The sequence below is a fragment of the Marisediminicola senii genome (assembly GCF_011057645.1).
Lineage (GTDB): Bacteria > Actinomycetota > Actinomycetes > Actinomycetales > Microbacteriaceae > Marisediminicola > Marisediminicola senii.
The window spans coordinates 1-23,936 of record NZ_JAALGE010000001.1; the positions used below are offsets into that span (position 1 = coordinate 1).

The 23,936-nt window shown below is 69.0% G+C and carries 26 protein-coding genes; 16 read left to right on the top strand and 10 right to left on the bottom strand.

The window, feature by feature from the left end; genetic code table 11:
- On the bottom strand, nucleotides 1-1,173 hold a 1,173-nt coding region (locus G5S38_RS00005; RefSeq protein WP_165063145.1), incomplete at its 3' end, for a reverse transcriptase family protein.
- Between the two features lie 407 nt (nucleotides 1,174-1,580).
- Between G5S38_RS00005 and G5S38_RS00010 the strand changes: the two genes are divergently transcribed.
- Nucleotides 1,581-2,723 carry a metal ABC transporter solute-binding protein, Zn/Mn family gene (locus G5S38_RS00010; RefSeq protein ID WP_165063146.1) on the top strand — a complete coding sequence of 381 codons (1,143 nt, stop codon included), beginning with the start codon at nucleotides 1,581-1,583 and terminating at the stop codon, nucleotides 2,721-2,723.
- Here the strand turns inward: G5S38_RS00010 and G5S38_RS00015 are convergent.
- Nucleotides 2,720-3,577 carry a DNA-formamidopyrimidine glycosylase family protein gene (locus G5S38_RS00015; protein WP_165063147.1) on the bottom strand — a complete coding sequence of 286 codons (858 nt, stop codon included), beginning with the start codon at nucleotides 3,575-3,577 and terminating at the stop codon, nucleotides 2,720-2,722. The genes G5S38_RS00010 and G5S38_RS00015 overlap by 4 nt on opposite strands.
- A gap of 151 nt (nucleotides 3,578-3,728) precedes the next feature.
- On the opposite strand from G5S38_RS00015, the gene G5S38_RS00020 reads away from it, so the two are divergent.
- From G5S38_RS00020 to G5S38_RS00055, 8 genes are all read left to right on the top strand, one after another.
- Complete coding sequence (locus G5S38_RS00020; protein ID WP_235928814.1) at nucleotides 3,729-4,565, top strand: metal ABC transporter ATP-binding protein; 837 nt, start codon at nucleotides 3,729-3,731, stop codon at nucleotides 4,563-4,565.
- Nucleotides 4,565-5,470 (top strand): metal ABC transporter permease, encoded by a 906-nt coding sequence (locus tag G5S38_RS00025; RefSeq protein WP_165063149.1) that lies wholly within the window; start codon nucleotides 4,565-4,567, stop codon nucleotides 5,468-5,470. The genes G5S38_RS00020 and G5S38_RS00025 overlap by 1 nt, the downstream gene beginning before the upstream one ends.
- Complete coding sequence (locus tag G5S38_RS00030; protein ID WP_165063150.1) at nucleotides 5,467-5,895, top strand: Fur family transcriptional regulator; 429 nt, start codon at nucleotides 5,467-5,469, stop codon at nucleotides 5,893-5,895. Before G5S38_RS00025 ends, G5S38_RS00030 begins: the two co-directional genes overlap by 4 nt.
- Nucleotides 5,896-6,060: 165 nt before the next feature.
- Complete coding sequence (gene rpmB, locus G5S38_RS00035) at nucleotides 6,061-6,297, top strand: 50S ribosomal protein L28 (RefSeq protein ID WP_165063151.1); 237 nt, start codon at nucleotides 6,061-6,063, stop codon at nucleotides 6,295-6,297.
- On the top strand, nucleotides 6,297-6,464 hold the full coding sequence (rpmG, locus tag G5S38_RS00040; RefSeq protein WP_165063152.1) for a 50S ribosomal protein L33: 168 nt from the start codon (nucleotides 6,297-6,299) through the stop codon (nucleotides 6,462-6,464). Before rpmB ends, rpmG begins: the two co-directional genes overlap by 1 nt.
- A gap of 2 nt (nucleotides 6,465-6,466) precedes the next feature.
- Nucleotides 6,467-6,772 carry a 30S ribosomal protein S14 gene (gene rpsN / locus G5S38_RS00045; RefSeq protein ID WP_165063153.1) on the top strand — a complete coding sequence of 102 codons (306 nt, stop codon included), beginning with the start codon at nucleotides 6,467-6,469 and terminating at the stop codon, nucleotides 6,770-6,772.
- A 129-nt stretch (nucleotides 6,773-6,901) separates the two neighbouring features.
- Nucleotides 6,902-7,186 carry an HU family DNA-binding protein gene (locus tag G5S38_RS00050; protein ID WP_165063154.1) on the top strand — a complete coding sequence of 95 codons (285 nt, stop codon included), beginning with the start codon at nucleotides 6,902-6,904 and terminating at the stop codon, nucleotides 7,184-7,186.
- Between the two features lie 186 nt (nucleotides 7,187-7,372).
- The gene (locus G5S38_RS00055) at nucleotides 7,373-9,334 is read left to right on the top strand and encodes a cytochrome c oxidase assembly protein (RefSeq protein WP_235928815.1); all 1,962 of its coding nucleotides are present in this window, start codon (nucleotides 7,373-7,375) and stop codon (nucleotides 9,332-9,334) included.
- Between the two features lie 39 nt (nucleotides 9,335-9,373).
- Here G5S38_RS00055 and G5S38_RS00060 read toward each other — a convergent pair whose 3' ends face one another.
- Nucleotides 9,374-10,381 carry a hypothetical protein gene (locus G5S38_RS00060; protein WP_165063155.1) on the bottom strand — a complete coding sequence of 336 codons (1,008 nt, stop codon included), beginning with the start codon at nucleotides 10,379-10,381 and terminating at the stop codon, nucleotides 9,374-9,376.
- 122 nt (nucleotides 10,382-10,503) lie between these two features.
- On the opposite strand from G5S38_RS00060, the gene G5S38_RS00065 reads away from it, so the two are divergent.
- Nucleotides 10,504-11,802: an ATP-dependent DNA helicase gene (locus tag G5S38_RS00065; protein WP_165063156.1), complete on the top strand. Its 1,299-nt coding sequence runs from the start codon at nucleotides 10,504-10,506 to the stop codon at nucleotides 11,800-11,802.
- Nucleotides 11,803-11,858: 56 nt separating this feature from the next.
- Here G5S38_RS00065 and G5S38_RS00070 read toward each other — a convergent pair whose 3' ends face one another.
- The 5 genes from G5S38_RS00070 to G5S38_RS00090 form a co-directional block, all read right to left on the bottom strand.
- Nucleotides 11,859-12,521, bottom strand: a complete 663-nt coding sequence (locus G5S38_RS00070; protein ID WP_165063157.1) for a biliverdin-producing heme oxygenase — start codon at nucleotides 12,519-12,521, stop codon at nucleotides 11,859-11,861.
- A 98-nt stretch (nucleotides 12,522-12,619) separates the two neighbouring features.
- Nucleotides 12,620-13,213: a hypothetical protein gene (locus G5S38_RS00075; protein WP_165063158.1), complete on the bottom strand. Its 594-nt coding sequence runs from the start codon at nucleotides 13,211-13,213 to the stop codon at nucleotides 12,620-12,622.
- Nucleotides 13,214-13,319: 106 nt separating this feature from the next.
- The gene (locus G5S38_RS00080; RefSeq protein ID WP_165063159.1) at nucleotides 13,320-13,727 is read right to left on the bottom strand and encodes a DUF4383 domain-containing protein; all 408 of its coding nucleotides are present in this window, start codon (nucleotides 13,725-13,727) and stop codon (nucleotides 13,320-13,322) included.
- Between the two features lie 138 nt (nucleotides 13,728-13,865).
- The gene (locus G5S38_RS00085) at nucleotides 13,866-14,513 is read right to left on the bottom strand and encodes a dienelactone hydrolase family protein (protein ID WP_165063160.1); all 648 of its coding nucleotides are present in this window, start codon (nucleotides 14,511-14,513) and stop codon (nucleotides 13,866-13,868) included.
- Between the two features lie 59 nt (nucleotides 14,514-14,572).
- Nucleotides 14,573-15,580, bottom strand: coding sequence for a glutathione S-transferase family protein (locus G5S38_RS00090; RefSeq protein ID WP_165063161.1), 1,008 nt, complete (start codon nucleotides 15,578-15,580; stop codon nucleotides 14,573-14,575).
- 362 nt (nucleotides 15,581-15,942) lie between these two features.
- On the opposite strand from G5S38_RS00090, the gene G5S38_RS00095 reads away from it, so the two are divergent.
- The 4 genes from G5S38_RS00095 to G5S38_RS00110 all read left to right on the top strand — a co-directional run bounded on the left by G5S38_RS00095 (nucleotide 15,943) and on the right by G5S38_RS00110 (nucleotide 19,494).
- The gene (locus G5S38_RS00095) at nucleotides 15,943-16,596 is read left to right on the top strand and encodes a TetR/AcrR family transcriptional regulator (RefSeq protein ID WP_165063162.1); all 654 of its coding nucleotides are present in this window, start codon (nucleotides 15,943-15,945) and stop codon (nucleotides 16,594-16,596) included.
- Nucleotides 16,597-16,672: 76 nt separating this feature from the next.
- On the top strand, nucleotides 16,673-18,313 hold the full coding sequence (locus G5S38_RS00100; RefSeq protein ID WP_165063163.1) for a DHA2 family efflux MFS transporter permease subunit: 1,641 nt from the start codon (nucleotides 16,673-16,675) through the stop codon (nucleotides 18,311-18,313).
- A gap of 93 nt (nucleotides 18,314-18,406) precedes the next feature.
- Nucleotides 18,407-19,189 carry an AzlC family ABC transporter permease gene (locus tag G5S38_RS00105; protein WP_201276534.1) on the top strand — a complete coding sequence of 261 codons (783 nt, stop codon included), beginning with the start codon at nucleotides 18,407-18,409 and terminating at the stop codon, nucleotides 19,187-19,189.
- 5 nt (nucleotides 19,190-19,194) lie between these two features.
- Complete coding sequence (locus G5S38_RS00110) at nucleotides 19,195-19,494, top strand: AzlD domain-containing protein (RefSeq protein ID WP_235928836.1); 300 nt, start codon at nucleotides 19,195-19,197, stop codon at nucleotides 19,492-19,494.
- Between the two features lie 116 nt (nucleotides 19,495-19,610).
- Here the strand turns inward: G5S38_RS00110 and G5S38_RS00115 are convergent, their stop codons facing one another.
- Nucleotides 19,611-20,168: a hypothetical protein gene (locus G5S38_RS00115; RefSeq protein WP_165063165.1), complete on the bottom strand. Its 558-nt coding sequence runs from the start codon at nucleotides 20,166-20,168 to the stop codon at nucleotides 19,611-19,613.
- 182 nt (nucleotides 20,169-20,350) lie between these two features.
- On the opposite strand from G5S38_RS00115, the gene G5S38_RS00120 reads away from it, so the two are divergent.
- Both G5S38_RS00120 and G5S38_RS00125 read left to right on the top strand, forming a co-directional pair.
- On the top strand, nucleotides 20,351-22,072 hold the full coding sequence (locus tag G5S38_RS00120; RefSeq protein WP_235928816.1) for an MDR family MFS transporter: 1,722 nt from the start codon (nucleotides 20,351-20,353) through the stop codon (nucleotides 22,070-22,072).
- A complete protein-coding gene (locus G5S38_RS00125) occupies nucleotides 22,069-22,527 on the top strand; it encodes a MarR family winged helix-turn-helix transcriptional regulator (RefSeq protein WP_165063166.1) in 459 nt (152 codons plus the stop codon). Before G5S38_RS00120 ends, G5S38_RS00125 begins: the two co-directional genes overlap by 4 nt.
- Before the next feature lie 98 nt (nucleotides 22,528-22,625).
- On the opposite strand, the gene G5S38_RS00130 is transcribed toward G5S38_RS00125, so the two are convergent.
- Complete coding sequence (locus tag G5S38_RS00130) at nucleotides 22,626-23,846, bottom strand: GAF domain-containing protein (protein WP_165063167.1); 1,221 nt, start codon at nucleotides 23,844-23,846, stop codon at nucleotides 22,626-22,628.
- Nucleotides 23,847-23,936: the final 90 nt, after the last annotated feature.

The following is a 23,936-nucleotide window of genomic DNA, read 5'->3' on the forward strand; positions in this document are numbered from 1 at the left end:
TCCTGTGCGGGGCGTGTGGGGGGGGTCGGTGCCCGCGTTGCCCGGGCCGCGCGGGGGGGGGCGGGCGGGGCGCCCCGGTGTCTTGCGTGCGTTGGGCGGGTGCCCCTCGGCGGTCACGATGCGCTCGCCCCCGCCGATGAATGCGTCGGAACGGCGGGCGAGGGCCGGTGGTCCGCTGAACGCGAGGTCGTCGGCATAGCGCGTGTAGGTGGCATCCACTCTCTCTGCCCACGCCGACAGGCGCGCGTCGAGTCGGCGAACGCTGAGGTTGGCGAGCATCGGGGAGGTCGGGGCGCCCTGCGGGAGGTGTGCCGCCGCGAGGGCACGTCGCGCCGCGAACCTCTCGTCGGCGTCGCCTCCGGAAGGCATGGCCGCGATGACCCGTGGTGGCACCGCGTGCGTGCAGAGGCCGGTGATGGCGTGCGCGACCGCTTCGGGGTACCCGGCGCGGCGGAGGGTCGCGTAGACGCGGCCGGCGGTGACGCGGGAGAAGAACGTCGAGAGGTCGAGGGCGATCACCACCGCGGCGCCGGTGTGGCGGGCGGCGCCGGTGATCGCGCTGCGCCCCGGAACGAACCCGTGCGCCGCGCCATGGACCGGCAGGGGGCCCAGCAGCTCGGCGAGTACCGTGCGCTGGACGGCGACCAGGCGTGACCCCGGCACCTCGAGCAAACGTGGGGTGCGCTGCGGTCGTGTCCGCCACTCGTGCCGGTAGTGCTGCAGGCGGGTGTCGGTCGCGCGCCGGGTGTAGTGCCGTCGGTCGGCGAACCAGTCGAGCTCCCCCGGCGTGAGGCCGAGCAGGTCGGCGAGGTCGTCGAGCCCGTCGACGCGCGGAACCGCGGGCGTCGCGGGCACGGCCCGGGCGGCGACCAGCACGCGGTGCTCGATCCGGATCGGCGTACGGCGGTCGTGGGCGGCGACGACGGCGAGGCCGAATGCCGCTGTCATCTCGACGAAGTCACCGAGTTCGCGGGGGGCGTCGACCGGTGGGCGCCGGTAGGCCGCGAGGGTCTCGCGGACCAGGGGCGGCAACCAGCGGCGGCGCGCCCCGAGCACGTGGGCACCCGCGGCGACGAGGTCGCGCTCTGTCCACGCATCCGCGGCCAGGAATGCACCGGCGAGGGCCGAAGCGACGTCTGCCGTCGACGAGTGCGGCGTGTGCCCGCGGATCACGGCGTGGGCCCGCCCTGGTTCGCCTGCCTGGCCCGAGTGGCTCGGCTGACCCGATTGGCCCGCCTGGCACAGGGCAGCCAGCGGGGGATGGACGTGCCACCGGACGGATAAGTGCGACGGCTTTCGGACGACTCGTCCGTTCGTGCGGGCGCACGGCTGCGCGAAGCGCAGGGCCGCGCCCGCGGCGCTCGTTCCATCTCGGCCTGCGTGCCCCGGGGTAACCCCGGAGAGGCGGGCACCGCTCGGGTACCTGCCACCTCGTTCGAAAGCCGTCGCACGGCCCCACGCTAACGGCTGCCCCCGACCGTGGCTATTGGTCACGTCTTCACGGCGACGTGGCGCCCGGCCAGCGGCATCCACTAGTCTATTGATAACGAAACTCATTACCGCCTCTCTGGAAAGCCCTCATGCGCCTCACCCGATCCCCCCGTGTAGCCCTTTCCGCCGGACGTCGCGTCGCCATCGTCGGCGGCATCGCCGCGATCGCCCTGACCGTCACCGGGTGCGCCCCGACCGGCCAAGACCCCGATTCGACGGATGCCGCAGCCGGCAGTGACCTCGTGCAGGTTGTCGCCTCGACCGACGTCTACGGCGACATCGCATCGCGGATCGGCGGCGACCACGTCGAGGTGACCTCGATCATCTCCGGCGCCGCGCAGGATCCGCACAGCTACGAGGCCACCGCGCGCGACCAGCTCGCCCTCTCGAACGCCCAGCTCGTTGTCGAGAACGGCGGCGGCTACGACCCGTTCATCGACACCATGCTGGGCGCGTCGGGCAGCGACGACGTCGTCGTGGTCACGGCCACCGACGCGTCTGGCCTCCTCGACGATGACGGACACACCGAGGACGAGCACGCGGGCGACGAGCACGCCGACGACGCCGCTGCGGAAGGCGATGCTGCGGCGGTCGATGACGGCCACACCGAGGACGACCACGCCGACGACGAGCATGCTGGTGAGGAGCACGCGGCAGACGACCACGCCGGCGAGGAGCATGCCGAAGACGACGGTCACGGCCACGTCGAGGGGTTCAACGAGCACGTCTGGTACAGCTTCTCGGCCGTCGAGGCGGTCGCGCGTGAGATCGCCGACCAGCTGGCCGCGATCGACGCCGACAATGCCGATGCCTACGAGACCCAGTACGGAGAATTCGCCACCGAGCTCGACGCCCTGCACGAGCGCGCGCACGAGTTCGAGGCCGTCGCCGCCGGCCGGGGCGTCGCGATCACCGAACCGGTGCCGTCGTACCTGCTCGCCGACATGGGCTTCGAGAACATGACGCCCGATGAATTCTCCGAGGCTATCGAAGAGGGGACGGATGTCGCGCCCGCCGTTCTGCAGCAGACCCTCGCGCTGTTCTCCGACGATGCGGTGGCACTGCTCGCCTACAACTCCCAGACCGCGGGCCCCGAGACCGAGCAGGTGCGCGACGCTGCCGACGAGGCCGGTATAGCGATCGTCGACCTGACCGAGACGCTGCCCGACGGCGAGGACTACCTCTCCTGGATGTCGTCCAACATCGACCAGATCGAGGCCGCCCTCGGCTAGGCCCCGGTCGTCCCGGGGCGAAACGTCTCAGGGCCGGACGCCTCCGTGCTGGACGCCGCGGGCGCGGCCTGGCACCGTGCACACCACCAGGTGCGCCGTCGCTCCGGGTCACCCGTGACCTCGGCCCGCACCGACACCGGTGTGCCGCACCGCAGGCACGGGCGACCGGCGCGCCCGACGACCCAGTGCCGCTCGCCGCGGGCCGTGATGCCGGTCGTGACCTGGAACATTCCGGCGATGTGCACCGATGCCCGCAGCGACCGCGCGGCGACGGCGACCAGGCGCGGCACGTCGACTTCTCCCACCGGCGTCCACGGGTAGTGGCCGCGCAGAAAGCACACCTCGTTCGCCCACAGGTTTCCGAGCCCGGCCATCACGCGTTGGTCGAGCAGTGCCGCGATGACCGGCCGGCCCGGATCGAGCAGCAGGCGCCGGGCGGCGTCATCCGCATCCCAATCGGCTCGCAATGGGTCGGACCCGAGGTGCCCGACCACGGATTTCTCGTCGCGGGTAGGCAGCAGGTCGACGACCGGCACGTCGAGACCCCACGCGGTCGGGCCGGCTGCGGTCTGCATGCGCACCCGCACCTGGGGGATGAGGCGCCGGGGGATGCTGCGCCCCGCGCCCGTCACGGTCCACGAGCCCTGCATCCGCAGATGGGTGTGCAGCGTCATGCCGCTGTCGAAACGGGTTAGCAGGTGCTTACCGTGGGTGTCGTGGCCGAGCACCCGCCACCCCGCGAGCGACGTGCCTGCAGCGGTGCCCGATCGCGTCTCGCCGGCCTCCACCAGCTGCCCGTCGAGGGGAGGTCGAAGGCGGGCCGCCAGGCGGTAGACACTGTCACCCTCTGGCATGGTCGCAGCCTACGAGTCGCCCCCGACACTCCAGCGGTCCATAATGAGAATCAGAATCAACGCGCCGCCCGCGGGCCCGGCGCAGCGGGTAGGTCCCGCACCCCACCCGAACCACACAGCCCGCAACCACCTGCCCAGAACGGAGCCCCGCGTGACACCGTCGCCCGACGCATCCATTCTGAGCCTGCGCCAGGCGACGCTGTCGTTCGGTGACCGCCCACTGTGGCGGGGACTCAACCTCGAGCTCAAGGCCGGTGAGTTCCTCGCGGTGCTCGGCCCGAACGGCACCGGCAAGACCAGCCTGCTGCGCACCATCCTCGGCCAGCAGCAGCTCACCTCCGGCACCGTCGAGCTGCTCGGCGGACCGGTCGGGCGGGGCAGCCGCGACATCGGCTACATCCCGCAGCAGAAGCTGCTCGACGCCGGAACGCCGCTGCGTGCGCGCGACCTCGTGGGCTTCGGCATCAACGGGCATCGCTGGGGGCTCCCTGTCTCGAGCCGCGCCATGCGCCGCCGCGTCGACGAGGTGCTCGAATCGGTGGGCGCATCCGACCTTGCGAATGCCTCCGTCGCGAGCCTCTCCGGGGGAGAGCAGCAGCGCATCAGAGTCGGCCAGGCCATCGCCGGCAACCCGCGCCTGTTGCTGTGCGACGAACCCCTGCTGTCGCTCGACCTGCAGTACCAGCGCGCGGTCAGCGAGCTCATCGACGAGAAACGCCGCGAGCTGAACACCGCGGTCGTCTTCGTCACCCACGATGTCAACCCGATTCTGAACATGGTCGACCGGGTGCTCTACCTCGCGGGAGGCCAGTTCAGGGTCGGCACCCCCGACGAGGTGCTGCGCTCCGAGGTGCTGTCGTACATGTACGACACCCCGGTCGAGGTGATCCGCAGTCGCGGCCGCGTCATCGTGATCGGCGCCCCAGACGGCTACGGCGCACACGACCACGAGAATCACCATGTGCACGGAGACGGCGGCCATCACTGATGGACGACCTCTCGGGAACCCTCTTCAACTTCGAGAACTACGGCGAACTGCTCGTGCTGGTGCGCAACTCGATCTATGCCGGTGCGCTGCTCGGCATCGTCGGGGGCCTCATCGGGGTGTTCGTGATGCAGCGCGACCTGCAGTTCGCGGTGCACGGCATCAGCGAGCTGTCGTTCGCCGGGGCATCCGCCGCCCTGCTCTTCGGGGTCAACGTGGTGGCCGGCTCGATCCTCGGGTCGCTCATCGCCGCCCTGCTCATCGGCGTGCTGGGGGTGAGGGCGCGGGAGCGCAATTCGATCGTGGCCGTGCTCATGCCGTTCGGGCTGGGGCTCGGCATCCTCTTCCTGGCCCTGTATCCCGGCCGGAGCGCGAACCAGTTCGGCCTGCTGACCGGCCAGATCGTCTCGGTCGATAACGAGCAGCTCGGCCTGTTGGTCACCATCTCGATCGTCGTCATCATCGGGCTGTTCGTGATGTGGCGCCCGCTCAGCTTCGCCAGCGTCGACGCCGATGTCGCCCGTGCCCGCGGCCTTCCGGTGGCCGCCATCTCGATCGCCTTCATGGTGCTGCTCGGGCTGGCGGTTGCGGTCTCGATCCAGATCGTCGGCGCCCTGCTGGTGCTCGCGCTGCTGGTGACCCCGGCCGCCGCCGCCATGCGGGTGACGGCATCCCCGTTCCTCACCCCGCTGCTGGCCGTGCTGTTCGCCGTGGTGTCGATGGTCGGCGGCATCCTGCTCGCCATCGGTGGCGGGTTGCCGATCAGCCCCTTCGTGACCACCATCTCGTTCCTCATCTACGTCCTCTGTCGTGTCATCGGCTGGCAGCAGCAGCGGTCGGGATCACGCGGGGAGCGCACCGTCTCGCCCGGGAGGGCCGCAGGCCCAACGGTTAGGCTTTCGGAATGAAACGCAACACCTGGCAGCGCGAGGCGGTGCGCGAGGCCCTCGGCACCAACGAGGGATTCGTCAGCGCGCAGAGCCTGCATTCCACGCTGCGCGAGACCGGGTCGTCCATCGGCCTCGCCACCGTCTACCGGGCGCTCGCCGATCTCGCAGTCGAGGGCGAAGCCGACTCGCTGCAGTCCGACCAGGGAGAAAGCCTGTACCGGGCGTGCACGCCGGGGCAGCACCACCACCACCTGATCTGCCGCAACTGCGGGCTCACCGTCGAGATCGAGGCAGACGCTGTCGAGGCGTGGGCACACAGGGTCGCCGCCGACAACGGTTTCACCCAGGCCAGCCACGTCGTCGACGTATTCGGTCTCTGCGCCACGTGCACCGCACAGGCAGCCGCCGCGCAGGTTGCCCCCGCGCCCGCGAGCCCGTTATGATTGGCGGTTGGCGCGCGGGATCTCCGCTCGCCCTGTACGCACATCCCCTCTGAATCGCTCCTCACGGAGCGAATCCGCCTCTCGCGAGGTGCCGGTCGGATGGTGCGTGCCGACAAGAGACCTTGGGTAGGGCGTTCGCGCCCTACGGTATCGATGGAGGAAACCATGGCAGCAACCTGCCAGGTGACAGGAGCCATTCCCGGCTTCGGTCACAACATCTCGCACTCGCACCGGCGCACGAAGCGCCGCTTCGACCCGAACGTGCAGAAGAAGACGTACTACGTGCCGTCGCTTCGCCGCAATGTCACCCTGACGCTCAGCGCCAAGGGAATCAAGGTCATCGATGCCCGTGGCATCGAGTCCGTCGTGAAGGACATCCTCGGACGCGGGGTGAAGATCTAATGGCGAAGCAGCATGACGTACGCCCGATCATCAAGCTCCGTTCGACGGCCGGCACCGGATACACCTACGTTACGAAGAAGAACCGCCGTAACGACCCCGATCGACTCGTGCTGAAGAAGTACGACCCCGTTGTGCGCAGGCACGTCGAATTCCGCGAGGAGCGCTAACCATGGCGAAGAAGAGCAAGATCGCAAAGAACGAGCAGCGTCTCGTCATCGTCAACCGCTACGCGGCCAAGCGCCTCGAGCTGAAGAAGGCACTCGTTGACCCCGCGTCGACGGACGCCCAGCGCGAAGAGGCCCGCCTCGGCCTGCAGAAGCTTCCCCGCGACGCTTCGCCCGTGCGCCTGCGCGGCCGCGACGCGATCGACGGACGCCCCCGTGGATACCTCAAGCAGTTCGGTATCTCGCGTGTGCGCTTCCGCGACATGGCGCACCGGGGCGAATTGCCCGGAATCACCAAGTCAAGCTGGTAAATTACAGGCGGTTCGCCGGGTTCCTACCCGGAAACCGGAGAACTATCCTTCAGCTCCCGCCAGTGCCGAATGGCATCACGCCGAATGGCGCAGGCGCGTGCTGTACCGATCGTCCGAGGAGGACACCGAATGGCTGACACATTGAACCGTACCGAGCTCGTCGCGGCAGTAGCTGCAGAGTCCGGCCAGAGCCAGGCCGCCGTCAACGGCGTTCTCGACGCGCTCTTCTCCACCCTCGCCTCGTCCGTCAGCGACGGCACGAAGGTCACCATCCCGGGTTGGATCGCCGTCGAGCGCACCCACCGCGCCGCCCGCGCGGGGCGCAACCCCTCCACCGGCGAGGCGATCGAGATCGCTGCCGGATACGGCGTCAAGGTCAGCGCTGGCAGCAAGCTGAAGGCTGCGGTCAAGTAACCGCCTTCTCACCACGTCCGATGAGGATGGCGCCCGCGAGGGTGCCATCCTCATTGCTCGTTAACCGGCGAAACACCTGGGCGTCGGCGCCAGGCGAGGGAGCCGAACCCGGCGAAACCGACGAAACCGGCACCCGGGGCGCTCGCTCGTCGCCCGCCCCCAGCTTGCTCGCCTAGGGTTATCAGCGTGTCTCGGCTCGTTCGTATAGCAGGGCCGGCTCTGCTGCTGGTGGTCGCAATGCTGTGCCTTCTCGGCGGCCTCGCCTTCGGTGGGGGTGCCGCCGCTCCGCTGCTGGCCGATCCCGGTGCCGTCGTTCGCTACGGATTGCCCATCTCGAAGCTCATGGTCAACGTGGGTGCCGCCGGAACCATCGGCACGCTCGTGATGGTGGTGTTCGTGCTCAGCGCGAAACGACCCGAGTTCGGTCGTGCACTCGACTTCGCGGCCGCGGCATCCGCCTTCTGGGCCGTCGCCTCCGCCGCCACCGGATTCTTCACCTTCCTCAGCGTCTACCTTCAGCCGGTCTCGCTCGACGCGCAGTTCGGCCAGCTGCTCGGCGACTTCTTCACCGAGGTCGAATTCGGGCAGGCCTGGCTCGCCACCACCCTGATCGCCGCCGCCACCACCGTGCTGTGCTTTGCCGTGCGCAACCACACCGCACTGGTCTTCGTGACCGTCTTCTCGGTGGTCGCCCTTGTTCCCATGGCCCAGCAGGGGCACGCCGCCGGGGCGTCCGGCCACGGGGCGGCCATCTCGTCGCTCGGCCTGCACCTCGTCTTCGCCGCCATCTGGCTCGGCGGTCTCCTGAGCCTCATCGTCATCCGCCCCACGCTCACCCACGACCGCCTCGTCGCCGTCATCAGCCGCTACTCCAGCTTCGCCCTCGTCAGCTTCGTCATCGTCGCCGTCTCGGGCTACGTCAATGCGGCCCTGCGGGTCGGCAGCCTCGACGGCCTGCTCAAGCCCTACGGCGTGCTCGTGCTGGTCAAGGTCGCGGCGCTCATCTCGCTCGGACTCTTCGGTGCCGTGCACCGCCGGTGGGTGATCGGCCGGATGCAGCGCTCGCCCGATTCCGCGACCGGCCCGTTCTGGTGGCTCATCACGGCGGAGCTCGCCTTCATGGGTGTGGCCTCGGGTGTCGCCGTGGCCCTCGCGCGCACCGATCCGCTGGTGCCAGAGGTGCCGATCACGGCCACCCCGGCATTCATCCTCACCGGGGAGGCCCTGCCGCCCGAGCTCACCTTCTCCCGCTACTTCACCGAGTGGCGCTTCGACGTGATCTGGGTGCTCGCCACGGCGTTCCTCGCGTTCTTCTACCTCGCCGGCGTGTGGCGGCTGCGCCGCCGCGGCGACAGCTGGCCGGTGTACCGCACGGTGCTGTGGCTCGCTGGCGTCGCCCTGTTGTTCTACGTCACCAACGGCGGGCTCAATGTCTACGAGTCCTACCTGTTCAGCGCGCACATGCTCGCGCACATGCTGCTCGGCATGATGATCCCGGTGCTGCTCGTGCCAGGCGCCCCCGTCACCCTGGCGCTGCGCACCATCCGTAAGCGCTCCGACGGCAGTCGGGGCGTGCGCGAGTGGATCATGCTCGGCGTGCACTCGAAGTACGCGGCGGTGCTCGCCAACCCGATAGTGACGGCGGTGCTGTTCACCGGGTCGCTCTGGTTGTTCTACTACTCGCCGCTGTTCCGTTGGGCAACCGAAGACCACATCGGCCACCAGTGGATGATCGTGCACTTCCTCGCCACCGGCTACCTGTTCGTGCAGTCGCTCATCGGCTCCGACCCCGTTCCGTACAAGGCGCCCTACCCGCTGCGGCTCATCCTGCTGCTCGGCACCATGGCTTTCCACGCCTTCTTCGGTCTGTCGCTCATCACCGGCACCGGGCTCCTGCTCGCGGACTGGTACGGCGCGATGGGTCGTCCGTGGGGGGTCTCGGCCCTCGCCGACCAGCAGGCGGGCGGCGGAGTCGCGTGGAGCGTCGGCGAGATCCCGACGGTCATCCTCGCGATCGCGGTGGCGTTCATGTGGTCGCGCGACGACACGAAGGAGGCCAAGCGGCTCGACCGCAAGGCCGAGCGCGACGGCGGCGTCGAGCTGCAGGACTACAACGACATGCTCGCCGGCCTCGACCGCCGCCGCTGACCCGCGCCCCACACCTACCCTTGCACCTGCCAGACGCGACTATTCGGCGACGATCGACACCTGGTCGTTGTCGCCGAGGGTGATCAGGTATCCGACCGAGAACGTCACGTCTTCGTCGATGGTCGAGATGGTCCCGTCGAACAGCGACCGCACGTCGACTTCGAGGTGTGCGGCGCCCTCGACCGCGGGCACCCGCCAGGTGTCTGCCGTGGGGCCGGGCTGGATCCGCACCTCTGGGTAGCGGGCGATCGACCACTGCGGCTCGGTGACGATGCGGTTGCGCACGGTCTCGCCGAACGGGCACCCGGTCGGCTGCAGCACCTTCTGGGTCGCGCAGTCGTCGAGCAGGTCGTCGAGCTGGGTCTGGATCATGGCCACGAAGTCGTCGTTGGCCCGCACCGGTATGCGCGCCGCGGCCGATGACCCCGGCTGCAGCACCAGGATGTCCTCGGGGTCGGCGACGAGATAGGTGGATGCGTGGCCGAGCGTGAATTCGCCGGGCGCGAGCACCGTGTACCTGGCGGGCGTGCCCGGCTCGTTCTCGGTGGTGACGGCCCGCTCGTTGACGGTGAAGGTCGACACCTGCTCCGGCGTGATCTCGAGCGTCGCGGTCGGACTCACCACGAACGTCCACCGGTTGAATACGCCGAATCGCGTGCCGGCGCGCTCGACCGTGAACACGCTCGTTGCGCGCTCGCCGCTCAGCTCCAGCTCGACCTCGACGTCGTGCTCGCCCGCGGTCGTGATGGTGTCGGAGAGTACCCGTACGCCGCCGACGTCACCCAGCGCGTCGGGCACGAGTAGCTCGGTGGCGGCATCGTCGCCCACGTCGACACCCGGCGTGCGGAGCGCGGCGGCGACGTCGCGGCGCTCGATCGCACCGAGGTACGACCGCACGAAGCCCTCGGCGCTGTACAGCGTCGAATTGAGGATCACGATGGTGCCGACGAACAGGCCGAACAGCACGCCGACCACGATGCCCCACCGCACGAGGAACCGGCCGATCGGTACGTCGGGGCTGCGTGCGTCCCCACCCTCGACCGCCATGCAGCCATCCTAGGCCGACCGTCACTGCACAACCCCGGCGGGTGCGCCGTCCGCGCCCGCCGCCCGCGCCGATGCGGGGCGCACGGTAGATTGGGGCGAATGGTCGGCGTTCCGGAATCCTCATGAGCGCGCGCGCCGCGGCCTTCCGGCTCTCTGCCGAACAGCAGGCACTGTTCGACGCCATCGAGACCACGCGCGAGCACATCTTCGTCACCGGGCGGGCAGGCACCGGAAAGTCCACGCTGCTCAACTACCTGTCGGCCAACACCTCCAAGCAGCTCGTGGTGTCTGCCCCCACGGGCGTTGCAGCGCTCAACGTGGGCGGCCAGACCATCCACTCCCTGTTCCGGCTGCCGATCGGCGTCATCGCCGATCGGCCGATCCAGCAGAACGCCGACGTTCGCAAGCTCCTCACCACGATCGAGACCCTGGTCATCGACGAGGTCTCGATGGTCAACGCCGACCTCATCGACGCGGTCGACCGGTCGTTGCGCCAGGCCAGGCAGCGCCCGCACGAGGCGTTCGGCGGCGTGCAGCTGGTGCTGTTCGGCGATCCGTACCAACTCGCACCGGTGCCGGGCGACGCCGACGAGCGGGCATACTTCACCGACCGGTACGCGTCGATGTGGTTCTTCGACGCGCAGGTGTGGAATGACGCAGACCTGCGCATCTATGAGTTGAGCGTCATCCATCGCCAGCATGAAGAGGAGTTCAAGGGCATGCTCAATGCGGTGCGCCACGGCGTGGTGACCGCAGAGATCGCCGGGCGGCTCAACGAGACCGGCGCGCGAACGCCGCCGACGGATGGCGCCATCACCCTGGCGACGCGCAACGACGCCGTCAACTCGATCAACGCGCTCGCCCTCGCGCGACTGCCGGGGCGGGCGCTCACCGCGAAGGCCGAGGTGACGGGGGAGTTCGGGGGACGGGCCTATCCCGCCGACGAGGCGCTGCAGCTGAAGGTCGGAGCTCGCGTGATGTTCCTGCGCAACGACGGCGACCAGCGCTGGGTCAACGGGTCGGTCGGTACGGTCACCCGCATCGCCTCGACGGTGTTCGTGGAGGTCGATGGCGAGGTGCACGAGGTGCAGCCGGCCATCTGGGAGAAGTTCAAGTACTCCTATTCGCCAGCCACCAAAGAACTGAAGCGCGATATCGTGGCCGAGTTCCAGCAGTTTCCCCTGCGGCTGGCCTGGGCGGTCACCATCCACAAGTCGCAGGGCAAGACCTACGACCGTGCCATCGTCGACCTCGGGCAGCGCTCGTTCGCACCAGGGCAGACCTACGTCGCGCTGAGCCGCATCTCGCAGCTCGACGGCCTCTACCTCAGCAGGCCGCTGCGGCCGTCGGACATCATCGTCGACCAGGACGTTCGCCGGTTCATGGAGCGCGCGCAGGCCATCCCGGCCATTCGCGCCTAGGCGTCGTAGGACTTGGCGGCGAACACCTAGGCGGCGAACGCCTAGACGGCGAACGACTACGCCGCGTACGACTTGGCCGCGGCGAGGTCGACGAACAGGTCGGTGGTGAACCGATAGGCGACCAGCACCTCGGCGATGACCCGGTCGCGCTCCTGCTCCGACCAGTCCGCGGCGTCGAGCTGGTCGCGGTAGGTGCACTTGAAGGCGCGAGGCTCGGCGATCTGGTCGAACAGGTAGAAGCCGACCCCGTTGGTGTCGAAGCCGAACGAGCGCTGCATCAGCGAGCGGATGATGCGCCCGCCGGACAGGTCGCCGAGGTAGCGCGTGTAGTGGTGGGCGATGAAACCGCCGGTCCACCGGCTCGTCGCGACCTCGTCGATGCGCCGCACGTATCGCGCGGTCGTCGGCAGCGGCACGATCGACGCGCGCCACCCGTCGCCGAGCAGGAAGCGCAGGTCGTGCTCGATGGCCGGGAGCCTCGTCAGCTGCGGGCTGATGAACCGGGCGGCTACCGGGTCACCGGCCATCGCCTCGGCGGCGGACTCGAGGGCGGCGTAGACGAAGTAGTTCTGGGCGACCAGCGCGATGTAGTCGTCGCGGGTGCCCTTGCCGGTCATCAGGTCGGTCATGAACCCCGCTCCATCGGCGCCGGCGCGCTGCACGTCGGTGCCGCTCCAGGTGCGTTCGCGGAGCGCCTGCGTGAACGAGGTCACCGTCATCGTGGCACGCTCCCCTGGGTCGAAGTTAGGTGACCCTTATCTTAGTGAGGAGGTCGTGCGGCTGGCTACGGTTACGACGTAATGCGTGCGAACGCACGTCAATGCGCGTCGTGCTCAGGCAGGTTGAGCTGGTCGAGGTCGCTGTCATCGCTGCCGTCATCGCCGCTGTCGTCCGCGGGGGGCACGAAGCCGTTCTGGTGCTCGCCGTGGGGTTGCGCGTATCGTCCGGCCTCGGTTGCGGCGAGGGCGGGTGTCGTCAGTGCCGCGACGACGAGGGCTCCGGCACCGAGGGAGAGCAGGTACCGGGCCACTCCCGGTTCGGGCGCCGCGGCATCCATCGCCCCCCTCGTGCGCAGGTGCACCGCGAGGATTCCCGCGGCGACGAGGCCGAGCACGGTCGCGGCGAGCAGGGGGAGCATGGGCAGGGCGGTGAACTCCAGGCCGTCGATCGCGACCGGGGCGGCGACCAGGATGCCCAGTACGGCGACCGGTGCCGCGGCGACGACGAGCGCCGTGCGCGGCACGACCACGCGGTCGAGGGCCAGGATGAGGATGCCCCAGCCGAACTCGGCGATACCGAGCGCGGCCAGGGTGATGCCGATGGCGATCGGGGATCCGACCACCATGGCGAGATGGATCAACCCCGCGCCGAACGCGGCGAATGCCAGCCAGGTGCGTGTGATGGTCGACATTGCGTTACCCCCTCTGTGGGTATGAGCCGCGTTCGGCCGGGTCGATGGGTGCAGGACGTGCTGGTGCTGGTCTTGCGGCTGGTGCTGGTGCTGGTGCTGTGCGGGGTTACGCGCGGGCGGCGCGGACGCCCTTGTCGGCGCCGAGTCCGACGGCGAGCAGCACGGCGGCGCTGGCGAAGTGCAGCACGTTGTCTGCGGCGTTGATCGCGAGGATGTTCGCGGCGCTCTCGATGATGAACAGGCCGACGATGCCGAGCAGCAGGTAGGCGGCACCGATGGTGAGGTTCGTCGCGCGAGCGGCGGGCACGGTGGAGAGGCCGGCGATGAGGAGCGCGGCGCCGATCACGAGGTGGGCCACGTTGTGGAAGACGTTGACCTCGAAGAGTCCGAGCAGGAGGCCGCCGTCGGTGGAGAACATACCGACCCCGCCGGTGACGGTGAAGCCGAGGAGCCCGACGAGCAGGTAGACGGCGCCGAAGACGGTGGCCAGAAGGCGGTTGGGTGATCTGGTCATGATGCAGGCCTCTCATTCCATAGCCAGACGGGTGTCGGGCAGCTGTAGTACCTATTCGTACTCCATGCCCCGGCCGATTGGTCCGACGTCGACGGGTCAGTCGCGCGGCGTGCGATTGCGCTGCGCGGACGCCGCGGGCTACTCGAGGAGGTGGCTCTCGAGGAACCGGGCGACCCGCGCGTAGGCGAGGGCGGCGGCCCTGGCATCCAGGGTCGAATGGATCGTGGCGTTCGCGAAACCGTGCACCGTGCCGGCGTAGGTGAACTGGGTCACCGGGGTGCCGTGCTCGCGCAGGCGGTCGACGAAGGACTCGGGTTCCTGCCCGGCGCTCCAGGAATCGGTCTCGGCGAGGTGCAGCTGCACGGGGCTGGGGATGACGCCGTGGTCCTTGGCCTCGAGGCTCGCGTAGTAGGCGACCACGGCGTCGACGGCGCCGCCCTGGGCGTGCAGCAGCGCGATCCACCCGCCCACAGAGAAGCCGACGACCCCGACGTGCGACGATCCCTGGGTGCGCCCGGTGGTGACCGCCTCGTCGACGATGGCCAGTGCCCTGCCGATGTCGAGGCTGTCCATGAGGAGGTGGGCGGTGTGCTCGTCGGTGGTGGCCACCCCGTCGTAGAGGTCGGGCACGACGACGCGGAAGCCCTGGCGCACGAGCGCTTCTGCGTAGAACTCGAGGCCCGGGAGCCGCCCGAACCAGTCATGCACCACGACGACCAGCGGGTCACCCGGTGTGCCGTATTCGAGTGCCGCACCGGGGGAGGGGATCGACACGAGCTCGGGCATGCTCACACCTTACGACTGCCCGCCCGGTGTCGGCCTGCCCGCCCTGCGTTGGCCTGCAGTCAGGGAGCGGGAACCCGCTCGTCGGCGCGCGGGGCTCCGGGAGGGGTGCCGTCGCCGAACGGGCGACCGCCGAGGGACTCGCGCCCGTGCGGGTCGAGCCACCGGCTGGTGTCGGGACCGCCGGGGAGGATTCCGGTCGGGTTGATGTCGACGTGGGTGAGGTAGTAGTGCTGCTTGATCTGCAGGAAGTCGATGGTGTCGCCGAAGCCCGGAGTCTGGAACAGGTCGCGCGCGTACGCCCACAGTGCCGGCATCTCGGAGAGCAGGTTGCGGTTGCACTTGAAGTGGCCGTAGTAGACGACGTCGAAACGCACCAGTGTCGTGAACAGGCGAACGTCGGCCTCGGTGATGGTGTCGCCGACGAGGAACCGCCTGCTGGTGAGGCGTTCCTCAAGCCAGTCGAGCCGCGAGAACAGGGTGGCGAAAGCCCGGTCGTAGGACTTCTGGCTCCCCGCGAACCCGCACTTGTACACGCCGTTGTTCACGTCGTGGAAGATCAGCTCGGCGACCTCGTCGATCTCGGCCCTGAGGTGCTCGGGGTAGAGGTCGGGAGCGCCCTGGCGGTGGTGGTCGACCCATTCGGTCTCGAAGTCGATCGTGATCTGGGGGTAGTTGTTCGTCACCACGCCACCGGAGGGGATGTCGACGAGCGCGGGAACGGTGATTCCGCGCGGGTAGTCCGCGAACCTCGTGAAGTAGGACTGCTGCAGGCGTTCGACGCCGAGTACCGGGTCCCTGCCGTCGGTGTCGAGGTCGAACGTCCAGCTGTCCATGTCGTGGGTCGGACCGGGCAGGCCGAGCGAGATGGCGTTCTCGAGCCCGAGCAGGCGGCGCACGATCGTGGTGCGGTTGGCCCAGGGGCATGCCCGCGCGGCAACGAGGTGGTAGCGCCCCGCTTCGACCGGCCAGCCGTCGCGACCGTCGCGGGTGATGCGATCTTCGATGTAATTCGTGTCTCGGTCGAAAGATTCGCCGGGTTTGACATAGCTGGGGGCGCGGTCATTCATGGGGGTAACGCTACCGGCACTCGCTGGATGCCCCGGGCTGTGGGGGATGCGCGCGCGGGGGTGCGTTGGAATGATTGCATTCACTGCACCGTGTCCACCTTTGTGCCGACTTGTACCCTCTTCGGTTGCCGCTTAGATTGGCTTCTGTCGACAGTGTTTCGGGAACACGAAGTCGACGCACCGGAGGCCATGCCTCTGGTCTCTTCGGTAGGGCGCATCGCGTTCAGGCCGAAGTGCCGGTGGGTCTCCGGGGGGAGGCCGCGACCGGCGCCTCTCGTTTAACGCGGTGTTTTTGCATGACACCTCCCGGACCCCTTCATGACTAATTGCACGGTCGGCGCTTCTGTGCAAATATTTACTCCATGACGGGGAGTGCACTTATCGACGGCGGCGCCACCGCGGCGCCCGATCTCGGCCTGCGCGAGCGCAAGCGGCGAGCCACCGCCGCCGCGATCGGCAACGCCACCCGTGCCCTCGCCGCGGAACGTGGTTTCTCGCACGTCACGGTCGAGCAGGTGTGCGACGCTGTCGGCATCTCGCGGCGTACCTTCTTCAACTACTTTCCGTCGAAGGAAGACGCCCTGCTGGGCCTCCACGAGGCCGGGGTTCCCGAGGCGCTCGCCGCCCGGTTCATCGACAGCCGCGTCGGGACCCCCCACGGCGAAGTCTCGCCGAACCTGATGGACGACCTCGTCGAGCTGTCGTGCGCGGTGCTCGAGGAGGCGCCACTCGGGCGCGAGGAGTTCCAGTTGGTGCTCGCCGCGGTGCGGCGCGATCCCAACCTGCTCGCCATCCTCGTCGGCCGGGCCGAGGAGCGGGAGGGCATGCTGCGCGAACTCATCGCCGCCCGGGAATCCCTGCCCCCGACCGACGTTCGCGTCGTGACCGCCGCCGCCGTGATGGGTGCCGTCATGCAGCAGTCGGGGCGCGAGTACTTCGGCACCGAGACACCGCGCAGCTACCGCGAGATCCTCGTCGGCAACGTCGCCGCCGCCCGCATGCTCCTGCGCAGCTGACCCCGGTCGCCCCACCGTTTCATTCAGTTCCGCATCACCAGCCCCGTCGTACCCGCCGCCATTTTTGAAGGACCCCATGTCTCGAGCATCCACAGCCCCGGCGCAGCCGGTCCTGCTGACCCAACGCCGCATCTGGATCATCTTCTCCGCACTCGTCGCGGGCATGCTGCTCGCGAGCCTCGACCAGACCATCGTGTCGACCGCGATGCCCACCATCGTCGGGCAGCTCGGCGGGGTCGAGCACCAGACCTGGATCACCACGGCCTACCTGCTCGCGACCACCATCGTGATGCCGGTCTACGGCAAGTTCGGTGACGTCTTCGGGCGCCGCAACCTCTTTCTCATCGCGATCGTGATCTTCACCCTCGCCTCGGTCGGATGCGCCTTCGCCGGCGACTTCTGGACCTTCGTGATCTTCCGCGCGCTGCAGGGCGTCGGCGGCGGAGGGTTGATGATCCTCTCGCAGGCGATCATCGCCGACATCGTGCCCGCCAGCGACCGGGGCAAGTACATGGGGCCGCTCGGCGGCATATTCGGTATCTCCGCCATCGCCGGACCGCTGCTCGGGGGCTTCTTCGTCGACCACCTCACCTGGCAGTGGGCGTTCTACATCAACATCCCGATCGGGATCGCGGCGTTCGTCATCACCTTCCTCGCGCTCTCGCTGCCCAGCAAGAAGGCCACTCGGCGCCTCGACATCCCCGGGGTCGTGTTGCTGTCGATCGCGACCGCGTGCCTCATCTTCTTCACCGACTTCGGGGGCAGCACCGACCACGGGTGGGACGACTGGCGCACCTGGGCGTTCGGCGCCGGCCTGCTCGTCGCCGCGATCAGCTTCGTCATGGTCGAGCGCCGGGCAGACGACCCGATCATTCCGCTCAGCCTGTTTCGCAACCCGATCTTCATCAACAGCACCGCGATCGGGTTCACGCTCGGCCTTGGCATGTTCGCGGCGCTCGCGTTCATTCCCACGTTCCTGCAGATGTCGTCGGGAACGTCGGCTGCGGCATCCGGCCTGCTGCTCCTGCCCATGGTCGCCGGTCTCATGGGCACGTCGATCTACTCGGGGCTCGCGATCAGCCGCACCGGAAAGTACAAGGCATACCCGATCGCCGGCACCATCGTGGTGATCCTCGCGATGCTGTGGATGACCACGCTGAGCGAGACGACGCCCATCTGGATGATCTGCGTGCAGCTGTTCTTCTTCGGCGCCGGGCTCGGCCTCATTATGCAGGTCGTTATCCTCGTGGTGCAGAACTCGGTGTCGTCCGACATGGTCGGCACGGCCACCAGCACGAACAACTACTTTCGCGAGGTGGGCGGCTCGCTCGGTGTCGCCGTCTTCGGCGTGATGTTCACGAACCGGCTGTCGGAGTCGCTCACCGAGATCTTCGCCGGCACTGGGGCGGGGGTGGATGCGGCGGCTGAAGCCACGGCGACGCTCGACCCCGCGGCGCTCGACGCCCTCCCGCCCGCGGTACAGGAACAGATCGTCGCCGCCTATGCGGACTCGCTGGCACCGGTGTTCTGGTACCTAATCCCGTTCCTGGTGATCGCGCTCGTTCTCGCTATCACGCTGAAGCAGATCCCGCTGTCTGACGTGGCCGGCATGGTGGCAAGGGGCGAAGCCGTCGGCGGGGCGGATGCGGATCGGCTGGAGGCCGAGCGCACAGCAGCTGCGGCATCCACCCCTCGCGCGCCGCAACCCCCGCGCTGACCGGCCGTCCTGCTGACCGGCTGGCCCGCTGACCCGCTGCCCGGCGGTCCACCAGGGCGACGCCGACCGCTCCGGATCGCTAGCGTGGGGCGAGTGACTATTCGCGTCGACCCTCCGGCCAGTGGCGGTTGGCGTGCCGGGCTGCGTGTGGGGCTGGGTCTCAGTGTCGGGGCATTCGCGCTCGCCCTGAGCTTCGGGGCGTTCGCGGTCTCGAGCGGCTGGCCGGCGTGGCTCGTGATCGTCATGTCCATCGTGGTCTTCTCGGGAGGCGCGCAATTCGCCGCCGTCACCGCGATGACCGGTGGCGGCGGCGTGGTGTCGGCACTCGGGGCGGCGGCGCTCATCAACACCCGGTTCATTCCGATGGCGGCGGCCTCTGCCCGGTCGTTGCGCGGGGGTCCCTGGCGGCGGGCGATGGAGGGGCAGACCATCGTCGACGGTTCGTGGGTTGCGGCCCAGCGCCCGGACGGCACCCTCGACCGGGCCACCATGTTTACCGCGACGGCCGTGCAGTGGCCGGCGTGGGTCGGGGGCACCGTGGTCGGGGCGTTGTTCGCTCCGTCGACCGAGTTCTTTCGCGACTACGGGCTCGACGTGATCTTTCCGTGCTTCTTTCTCGTGCTGCTGCTCGACTCCCTGCGCGGCAAGCCCCGTCACGCGCTGGTCGCAATCGTCGCCGTAGCCATCGGTGTCGCAGCGATCTGGTTCGTGCCGGGCGGGGTGGCCCTGCTGCTGTGCGGGATCGCCGCAGGGATCGCGGGAGTGCGTGCGTCGGGTACCGGCGGAGCGGCCAGCGCGGGCGGGGCAGATAGCGCCGGCGGGGCTCCTGGCGGCGGCGGTGCGGGCAGCGCGCCGGGCGACGGGAGCCAGCAGTGACGTCGATGATCCTGGTCGTGATCGGGCTCGCCCTGATCAACTTCGCTTACAAGGCCGTCGGGCCCGCGATCCTCGGCGACCGCGAGTTTCCGGGGGTGGTGCAGCGTATCGTCGACGCGCTCCCGGCTGCCATGCTGGCCGGGCTGCTCGTCGTGCACCTGCTCGGCGACCGCTGGAGTTCGGCCGACGTCACCGTGGTACCCGGGCTCGCTGCGGCGGTCGTCGCCTGGTACTGGCGGGCGCCCCAACTGGCCTGCGTCGTGATCGCGGTCGTCGTCACGATCGTGGTCCGCGCTGCGCTGTGACGCTGCGCCCGGATGCTGCGCTGCGGTAGCTGTGCGGTCGCCGCCGCGCTGCGATCACTGCGCCGGTTAACGACGAAGGGCCGGCAGCTCTCGCCGCCGGCCCTTCGTGATGCGTTCTAGTGGTTGCGGATCGCGTTGATCTTGCTCTGCAGCAGACCCGCGATCGGGCGCTGCTGCTCACCCTGCTGGGCGGCGAGCACGATGAGGATTCCGGTGAGCGCCGGGTTCAGCCACTGCAGCACCTTCTGCTGCTTCTGGGCCGAGGCGAGGGATTCGGATGCGCCGGCGCCGGGCTCGGTGACGCCCGTGCCGCCTTCGTTGGCGCGGTCCGCGATCTTGACGCCCTGGATGCCCGAGTACACCGTGGTGCCGATGGCGACTCCGGTCAGCACCAGCTTGACGATGGTGTTGGTGCGGGTGTCGGGCTGGGCGAGCACGCGGCCCTTGTTCGCGAAGATGAGGCCGGCGCCGCCGATGGCGTGTGCGACGAGGGCTGCGCCCTGCACGGGGGTCCACTTGGCCCAGCCGAGCGAGGAGAGCTCGAGGCGCTCCTGCGGGTTCTTCGCCTTGGCGGTCGCGCCGTTGAGGCCGACGGCTCCCATCAGCGTGCCGCCGAACCATGCGGCGAGTCCGAGGTCGTGGAGGGAACGGATGACGGTGTTTCGTTCAGACAAAGTTGAGCTCCTGAGGTAGTCGTGAACGAACAACACTCCTGCACTGGCAAACATCTCTCTATGGGTTGACTTCCCAGCCAGCCCGGGGGAGTGGGGTGGCTAGCACTTTCTGTGCGGCAGATAGTTGACGAGCATCCATCATCGACATATAGTTGACCGTCGTCAATCACCACAGGAGTAGCATGTCCCGCCATTCAGCCGCATCTCGTACGCCAGCATCCCGACCGCCGAAGCGCACCGTCTCTGCCGACGGCACGATGACGCAGCGCCAGGTGCTGGAATCCCTCTCCGGGCTGTTGCTCGGAATGTTCGTGGCGATCCTCGCCGGAACCGTGGTCGCGACGTCGCTGCCCGTGATCATCTCCGACCTCGAGGGCGATCAGTCGGCGTACACCTGGGTCGTCACCGCGACCCTGCTCGCCACCACGGTGAGCACCCCGCTGTGGGGAAAGTTCGCTGACCTGTTCAACCGCAAGCTGCTGATCCAGCTGGCCCTCACGGTCTTCGTGGTCGGGTCTGCGCTCGCCGGGTTCTCGCAGAACACCGACACGCTCATCGTGTTCCGCGTTCTTCAGGGCCTCGGCGCCGGCGGACTCGCAGCCCTGAGCCAGATCATCATGGCCGACATCATCAGCCCCCGGGAGCGTGGCAAGTACGCCGGCCTGTTCGGCGCCGTGATGGCCGTCGGCACCGTCGGCGGACCGCTGCTCGGCGGCGTCGTGACCGACGCGTTCGGATGGCGCTGGAACTTCTTCATCGCCCTGCCGGTCGCCATCGTCGCGATCGTGATGCTGCAGCTGACCCTGCACCTGCCGAAGCACCCGCCGCGCAAGGTGCGCATCGACTACCTCGGTGCCGTGCTCATCGCCGGTGGTGTCTCGCTGCTGCTGATCTGGGTGTCGCTGGCCGGAAACGACTTCGAATGGGCCTCCGTGCCCTCCTTCGTGATGGTCGCTGGCGCCGCCCTGCTGCTGATCGCCGCCGTGGTCGTCGAGCTCAAGGTCGCCGAGCCGATCATCCCGCTGTCGATGTTCCGCAACCGCACGTTCTCCCTCTCGGTCATCGCGAGCATCTCGGTCGGCGTCTCGATGTTCGGCACCTCGGTCTTCCTCGCGCAGTACATGCAGCTGGCCCGCGGGGCCACGCCGACCGAATCCGGCCTGCTCACCATCCCGATGATGGCCGGGCTGCTCATCTCCTCCACCGTGTTCGGTGGGCTCATCAGCCGCCGCGGCAAGTGGAAGGCGATCAAGGTCTCCGGCGGCGTGCTCGTGGTCGCGGGCACCGCACTGCTAGGGACCCTGCACTACGACACGAGCATCGTGTTCGTCGGCGTGTTCATGTTCACCCTCGGCGCCGGTCTCGGAATGCTGATGCAGAACCTCGTGCTCGTGGTGCAGAACTCCATCGAGGTGCAGAACCTCGGGGTGGCGACCAGCGCCGTGACGTTCTTCCGCAGCCTGGGCGGCACCGTGGGCGTCTCGGTGCTCGGTTCGGTGCTCGGCACCGTGGTCTCGCAGCAGATCACCGACGGCATCGGCGAGCTCAGCCCCGCCGACCAGGCCGCCGCGGCCGCAACCCTCGGCGATGGAACCATCCCGCAGGTCGCCGCGCTGCCCCAGGCCATCCGGGTGCTCGTCGAGAGCGCATACGGCTCGGGGGTCGGAACCGTCTTCATGGTGAGCGTTCCGCTCGCGGTCATCACGCTCATCGCGGTGTGCTTCCTGCCGAATAAGCCCCTCGGTAGCCTGAACGCCGTGCAGATGAAGAATGGCGAGCGACTCGAGAACGGCGAGGATGCCGCAATCGACGTATCCGCGGGATCCGCCGCGCTCACACCCGTCGGTGAGGCGCACCCCGCGACCGCGTCGACCGCTGCCGTCGGCGCACGGGACGCGAAGTGACGGACGAGCTCGCTGTCGACTCCGCCGACGACGCGCGGAACGCCGTGGAGGAGCAGCTGGGCCAGCTCGCCCGTCAGGTGCGCGCGAGCTTCAAGCAGGCCGCGACGGCTATCGACCCCGCGCTGTCACCGTTCGGGCTGAAGCTCATGCGGCTCCTCGCGCGCTCTGGTCCCACCCAGGCGAGCATCGCCGCCGAACAGCTCGACGTCGACCGCAGCGTGATCAGCCGCCAGGCGCGTCAGCTCGAGGAGCTCGGCCTGGTCGAGACCGCGGTCGACCCGCACGACGGACGTGCCCGGTTTCTCTCGGTCACCCCCGTCGCCGTCACCCGGCTCGAGGCGGTCGGCGCGACGGGCACGACGCTCCTGCACGCCGCGCTCGCCGACTGGTCGGTGGCCGACCTGCGCCAGTTCGCCGGCTACCTCGAGCGCCTGAGCGCAGGCCCCGCCGAGTAGTCGTGGTCACGCAGGACGGCAGGCTCGGCCCGCCGTTGTGACCCGAGTCCGTGCCTGTGTCTGTACCTGGTCCGTGGCCCCTGCACTCGGACCACCACTCAGCCCGCGGCTTCGGCCTCGATGCGCCACAGCTCGGCCTGCGCCTCACCCGCCAGCGACTCGAGGGCGGGCAGTGAGATGGATGCTGCCTTCTTCGGCGTCGAATTCATGATGCAGAACGTGCCGATCGGCGATCCGGCCCTCGACACCAGCGGAACGCCGGCGTAGAACACGAGGTGCCCGAGGTCGATGAGGGGATTGCTGCGAAAGCGGTCGTCCTTGCGGGAGTCGGGCACGACCATGGGCGCGCCGCCCTTCGACGCGACGTTGCAGTAGGCGAGCTCGCGCGGGATCGACGACGGGAGCCCCGCCGGGTTTGCGTACCAGAGGCGGTCGCCCTCGAGGATGCTCGTCACGGCGATGTCGACCCCGAAGGTCGACTTGGCGACGGCGGCGATCCGCTGCAGTTCTGGCGTGCCGTCTGACCTGGCCGCCTCGATGGTGCGTGCGGATCCCTGCCACGTGAACGCGCGGCCGCGCACCGGGCGGTCGGGGTCGGGGCGGCGGCTGCGAGCGCCGTCGGCTGCGGCATCCAACTCCGGCGCCACCTCGTCGGTCAGCATCTCTGCCCATTCGCGATAGGCGTCGCGACTGCCGAGCGGACGGTCGGGATTCGGTGTCGGCACGCCCAGTGCGAAGTAGGCGGCGCGCGGCCGCGCATCGACGAGACGCCGGGTGATGGCGTTGAGGTGGTTCGCGTGCCACTGCGCTATCCGGCCGAATGGGTTGTCGTAGACCGGTATCGATCGCACCGGCTGAATGCCGGCCACCAGGATCGTCGCGTACTCGGGGGTCTCACTCGTGAGGCGGTCGAGGAGCGCGCCGACGGTCTCCTCCCACAGCGGCTCGGGGGTGAGGCGCACGGCGTCGTTCATTCCCATCACGACGATCACCGCGTCGTAGGCCGACAGGTCGGTGGCGCCGAGCCAGGCCATGGCCGATGCCGCGTTCATCGCCTCCTCACCGACGTAGTCGATGTCGGCCGGGCGGCCGGTGCGCGCGCGGAGGGCGGACCCCAGTTGTCCGACCAGGGACAGCTCGTGGGTGCTCACTCCCCAGCCGTGGCAGGGTCCGTTGCCGAACAGCAGCACCCGGTCGGCGGAGGCGTCACCGGTCTGCACGCGGGCCTCGTCGCGCGGACGGGGGAACACCCCGCCCTCGGCCAGCGTCATGATGTACCAGAGCTTCACCAGCGGCCTGATGATCGCATATCCGCGCACGGTGGCCCCCGCCTGATCCGCAGCACGGCGCTGCAGTTCGGCATCACTCTAGGGCCGTGGGGAGAGCTCCCCGTGGGAATCCGCCGAATC

Bases quoted from the DNA above. Each gene is read 5' to 3' on its own strand.
- G5S38_RS00015 (WP_165063147.1), bottom strand. From the start codon at position 3,577: ATGCCAGAGGGTGACAGTGTCTACCGCCTGGCGGCCCGCCTTCGACCT.
- G5S38_RS00050 (WP_165063154.1), top strand. From the start codon at position 6,902: ATGGCTGACACATTGAACCGTACCGAGCTCGTCGCGGCAGTAGCTGCA.
- rpmG (WP_165063152.1), top strand. From the start codon at position 6,297: ATGGCGAAGCAGCATGACGTACGCCCGATCATCAAGCTCCGTTCGACG.
- rpsN (WP_165063153.1), top strand. From the start codon at position 6,467: ATGGCGAAGAAGAGCAAGATCGCAAAGAACGAGCAGCGTCTCGTCATC.
- G5S38_RS00075 (WP_165063158.1), bottom strand. From the start codon at position 13,213: ATGTCGACCATCACACGCACCTGGCTGGCATTCGCCGCGTTCGGCGCG.
- G5S38_RS00025 (WP_165063149.1), top strand. From the start codon at position 4,565: ATGGACGACCTCTCGGGAACCCTCTTCAACTTCGAGAACTACGGCGAA.
- G5S38_RS00100 (WP_165063163.1), top strand. From the start codon at position 16,673: ATGTCTCGAGCATCCACAGCCCCGGCGCAGCCGGTCCTGCTGACCCAA.
- G5S38_RS00070 (WP_165063157.1), bottom strand. From the start codon at position 12,521: ATGACGGTGACCTCGTTCACGCAGGCGCTCCGCGAACGCACCTGGAGC.
- G5S38_RS00065 (WP_165063156.1), top strand. From the start codon at position 10,504: ATGAGCGCGCGCGCCGCGGCCTTCCGGCTCTCTGCCGAACAGCAGGCA.
- G5S38_RS00010 (WP_165063146.1), top strand. From the start codon at position 1,581: ATGCGCCTCACCCGATCCCCCCGTGTAGCCCTTTCCGCCGGACGTCGC.
- G5S38_RS00060 (WP_165063155.1), bottom strand. From the start codon at position 10,381: ATGGCGGTCGAGGGTGGGGACGCACGCAGCCCCGACGTACCGATCGGC.
- G5S38_RS00090 (WP_165063161.1), bottom strand. From the start codon at position 15,580: ATGAATGACCGCGCCCCCAGCTATGTCAAACCCGGCGAATCTTTCGAC.
- rpmB (WP_165063151.1), top strand. From the start codon at position 6,061: ATGGCAGCAACCTGCCAGGTGACAGGAGCCATTCCCGGCTTCGGTCAC.
- G5S38_RS00095 (WP_165063162.1), top strand. From the start codon at position 15,943: ATGACGGGGAGTGCACTTATCGACGGCGGCGCCACCGCGGCGCCCGAT.
- G5S38_RS00030 (WP_165063150.1), top strand. From the start codon at position 5,467: ATGAAACGCAACACCTGGCAGCGCGAGGCGGTGCGCGAGGCCCTCGGC.
- G5S38_RS00110 (WP_235928836.1), top strand. From the start codon at position 19,195: ATGATCCTGGTCGTGATCGGGCTCGCCCTGATCAACTTCGCTTACAAG.
- G5S38_RS00085 (WP_165063160.1), bottom strand. From the start codon at position 14,513: ATGCCCGAGCTCGTGTCGATCCCCTCCCCCGGTGCGGCACTCGAATAC.
- G5S38_RS00080 (WP_165063159.1), bottom strand. From the start codon at position 13,727: ATGACCAGATCACCCAACCGCCTTCTGGCCACCGTCTTCGGCGCCGTC.
- G5S38_RS00120 (WP_235928816.1), top strand. From the start codon at position 20,351: ATGTCCCGCCATTCAGCCGCATCTCGTACGCCAGCATCCCGACCGCCG.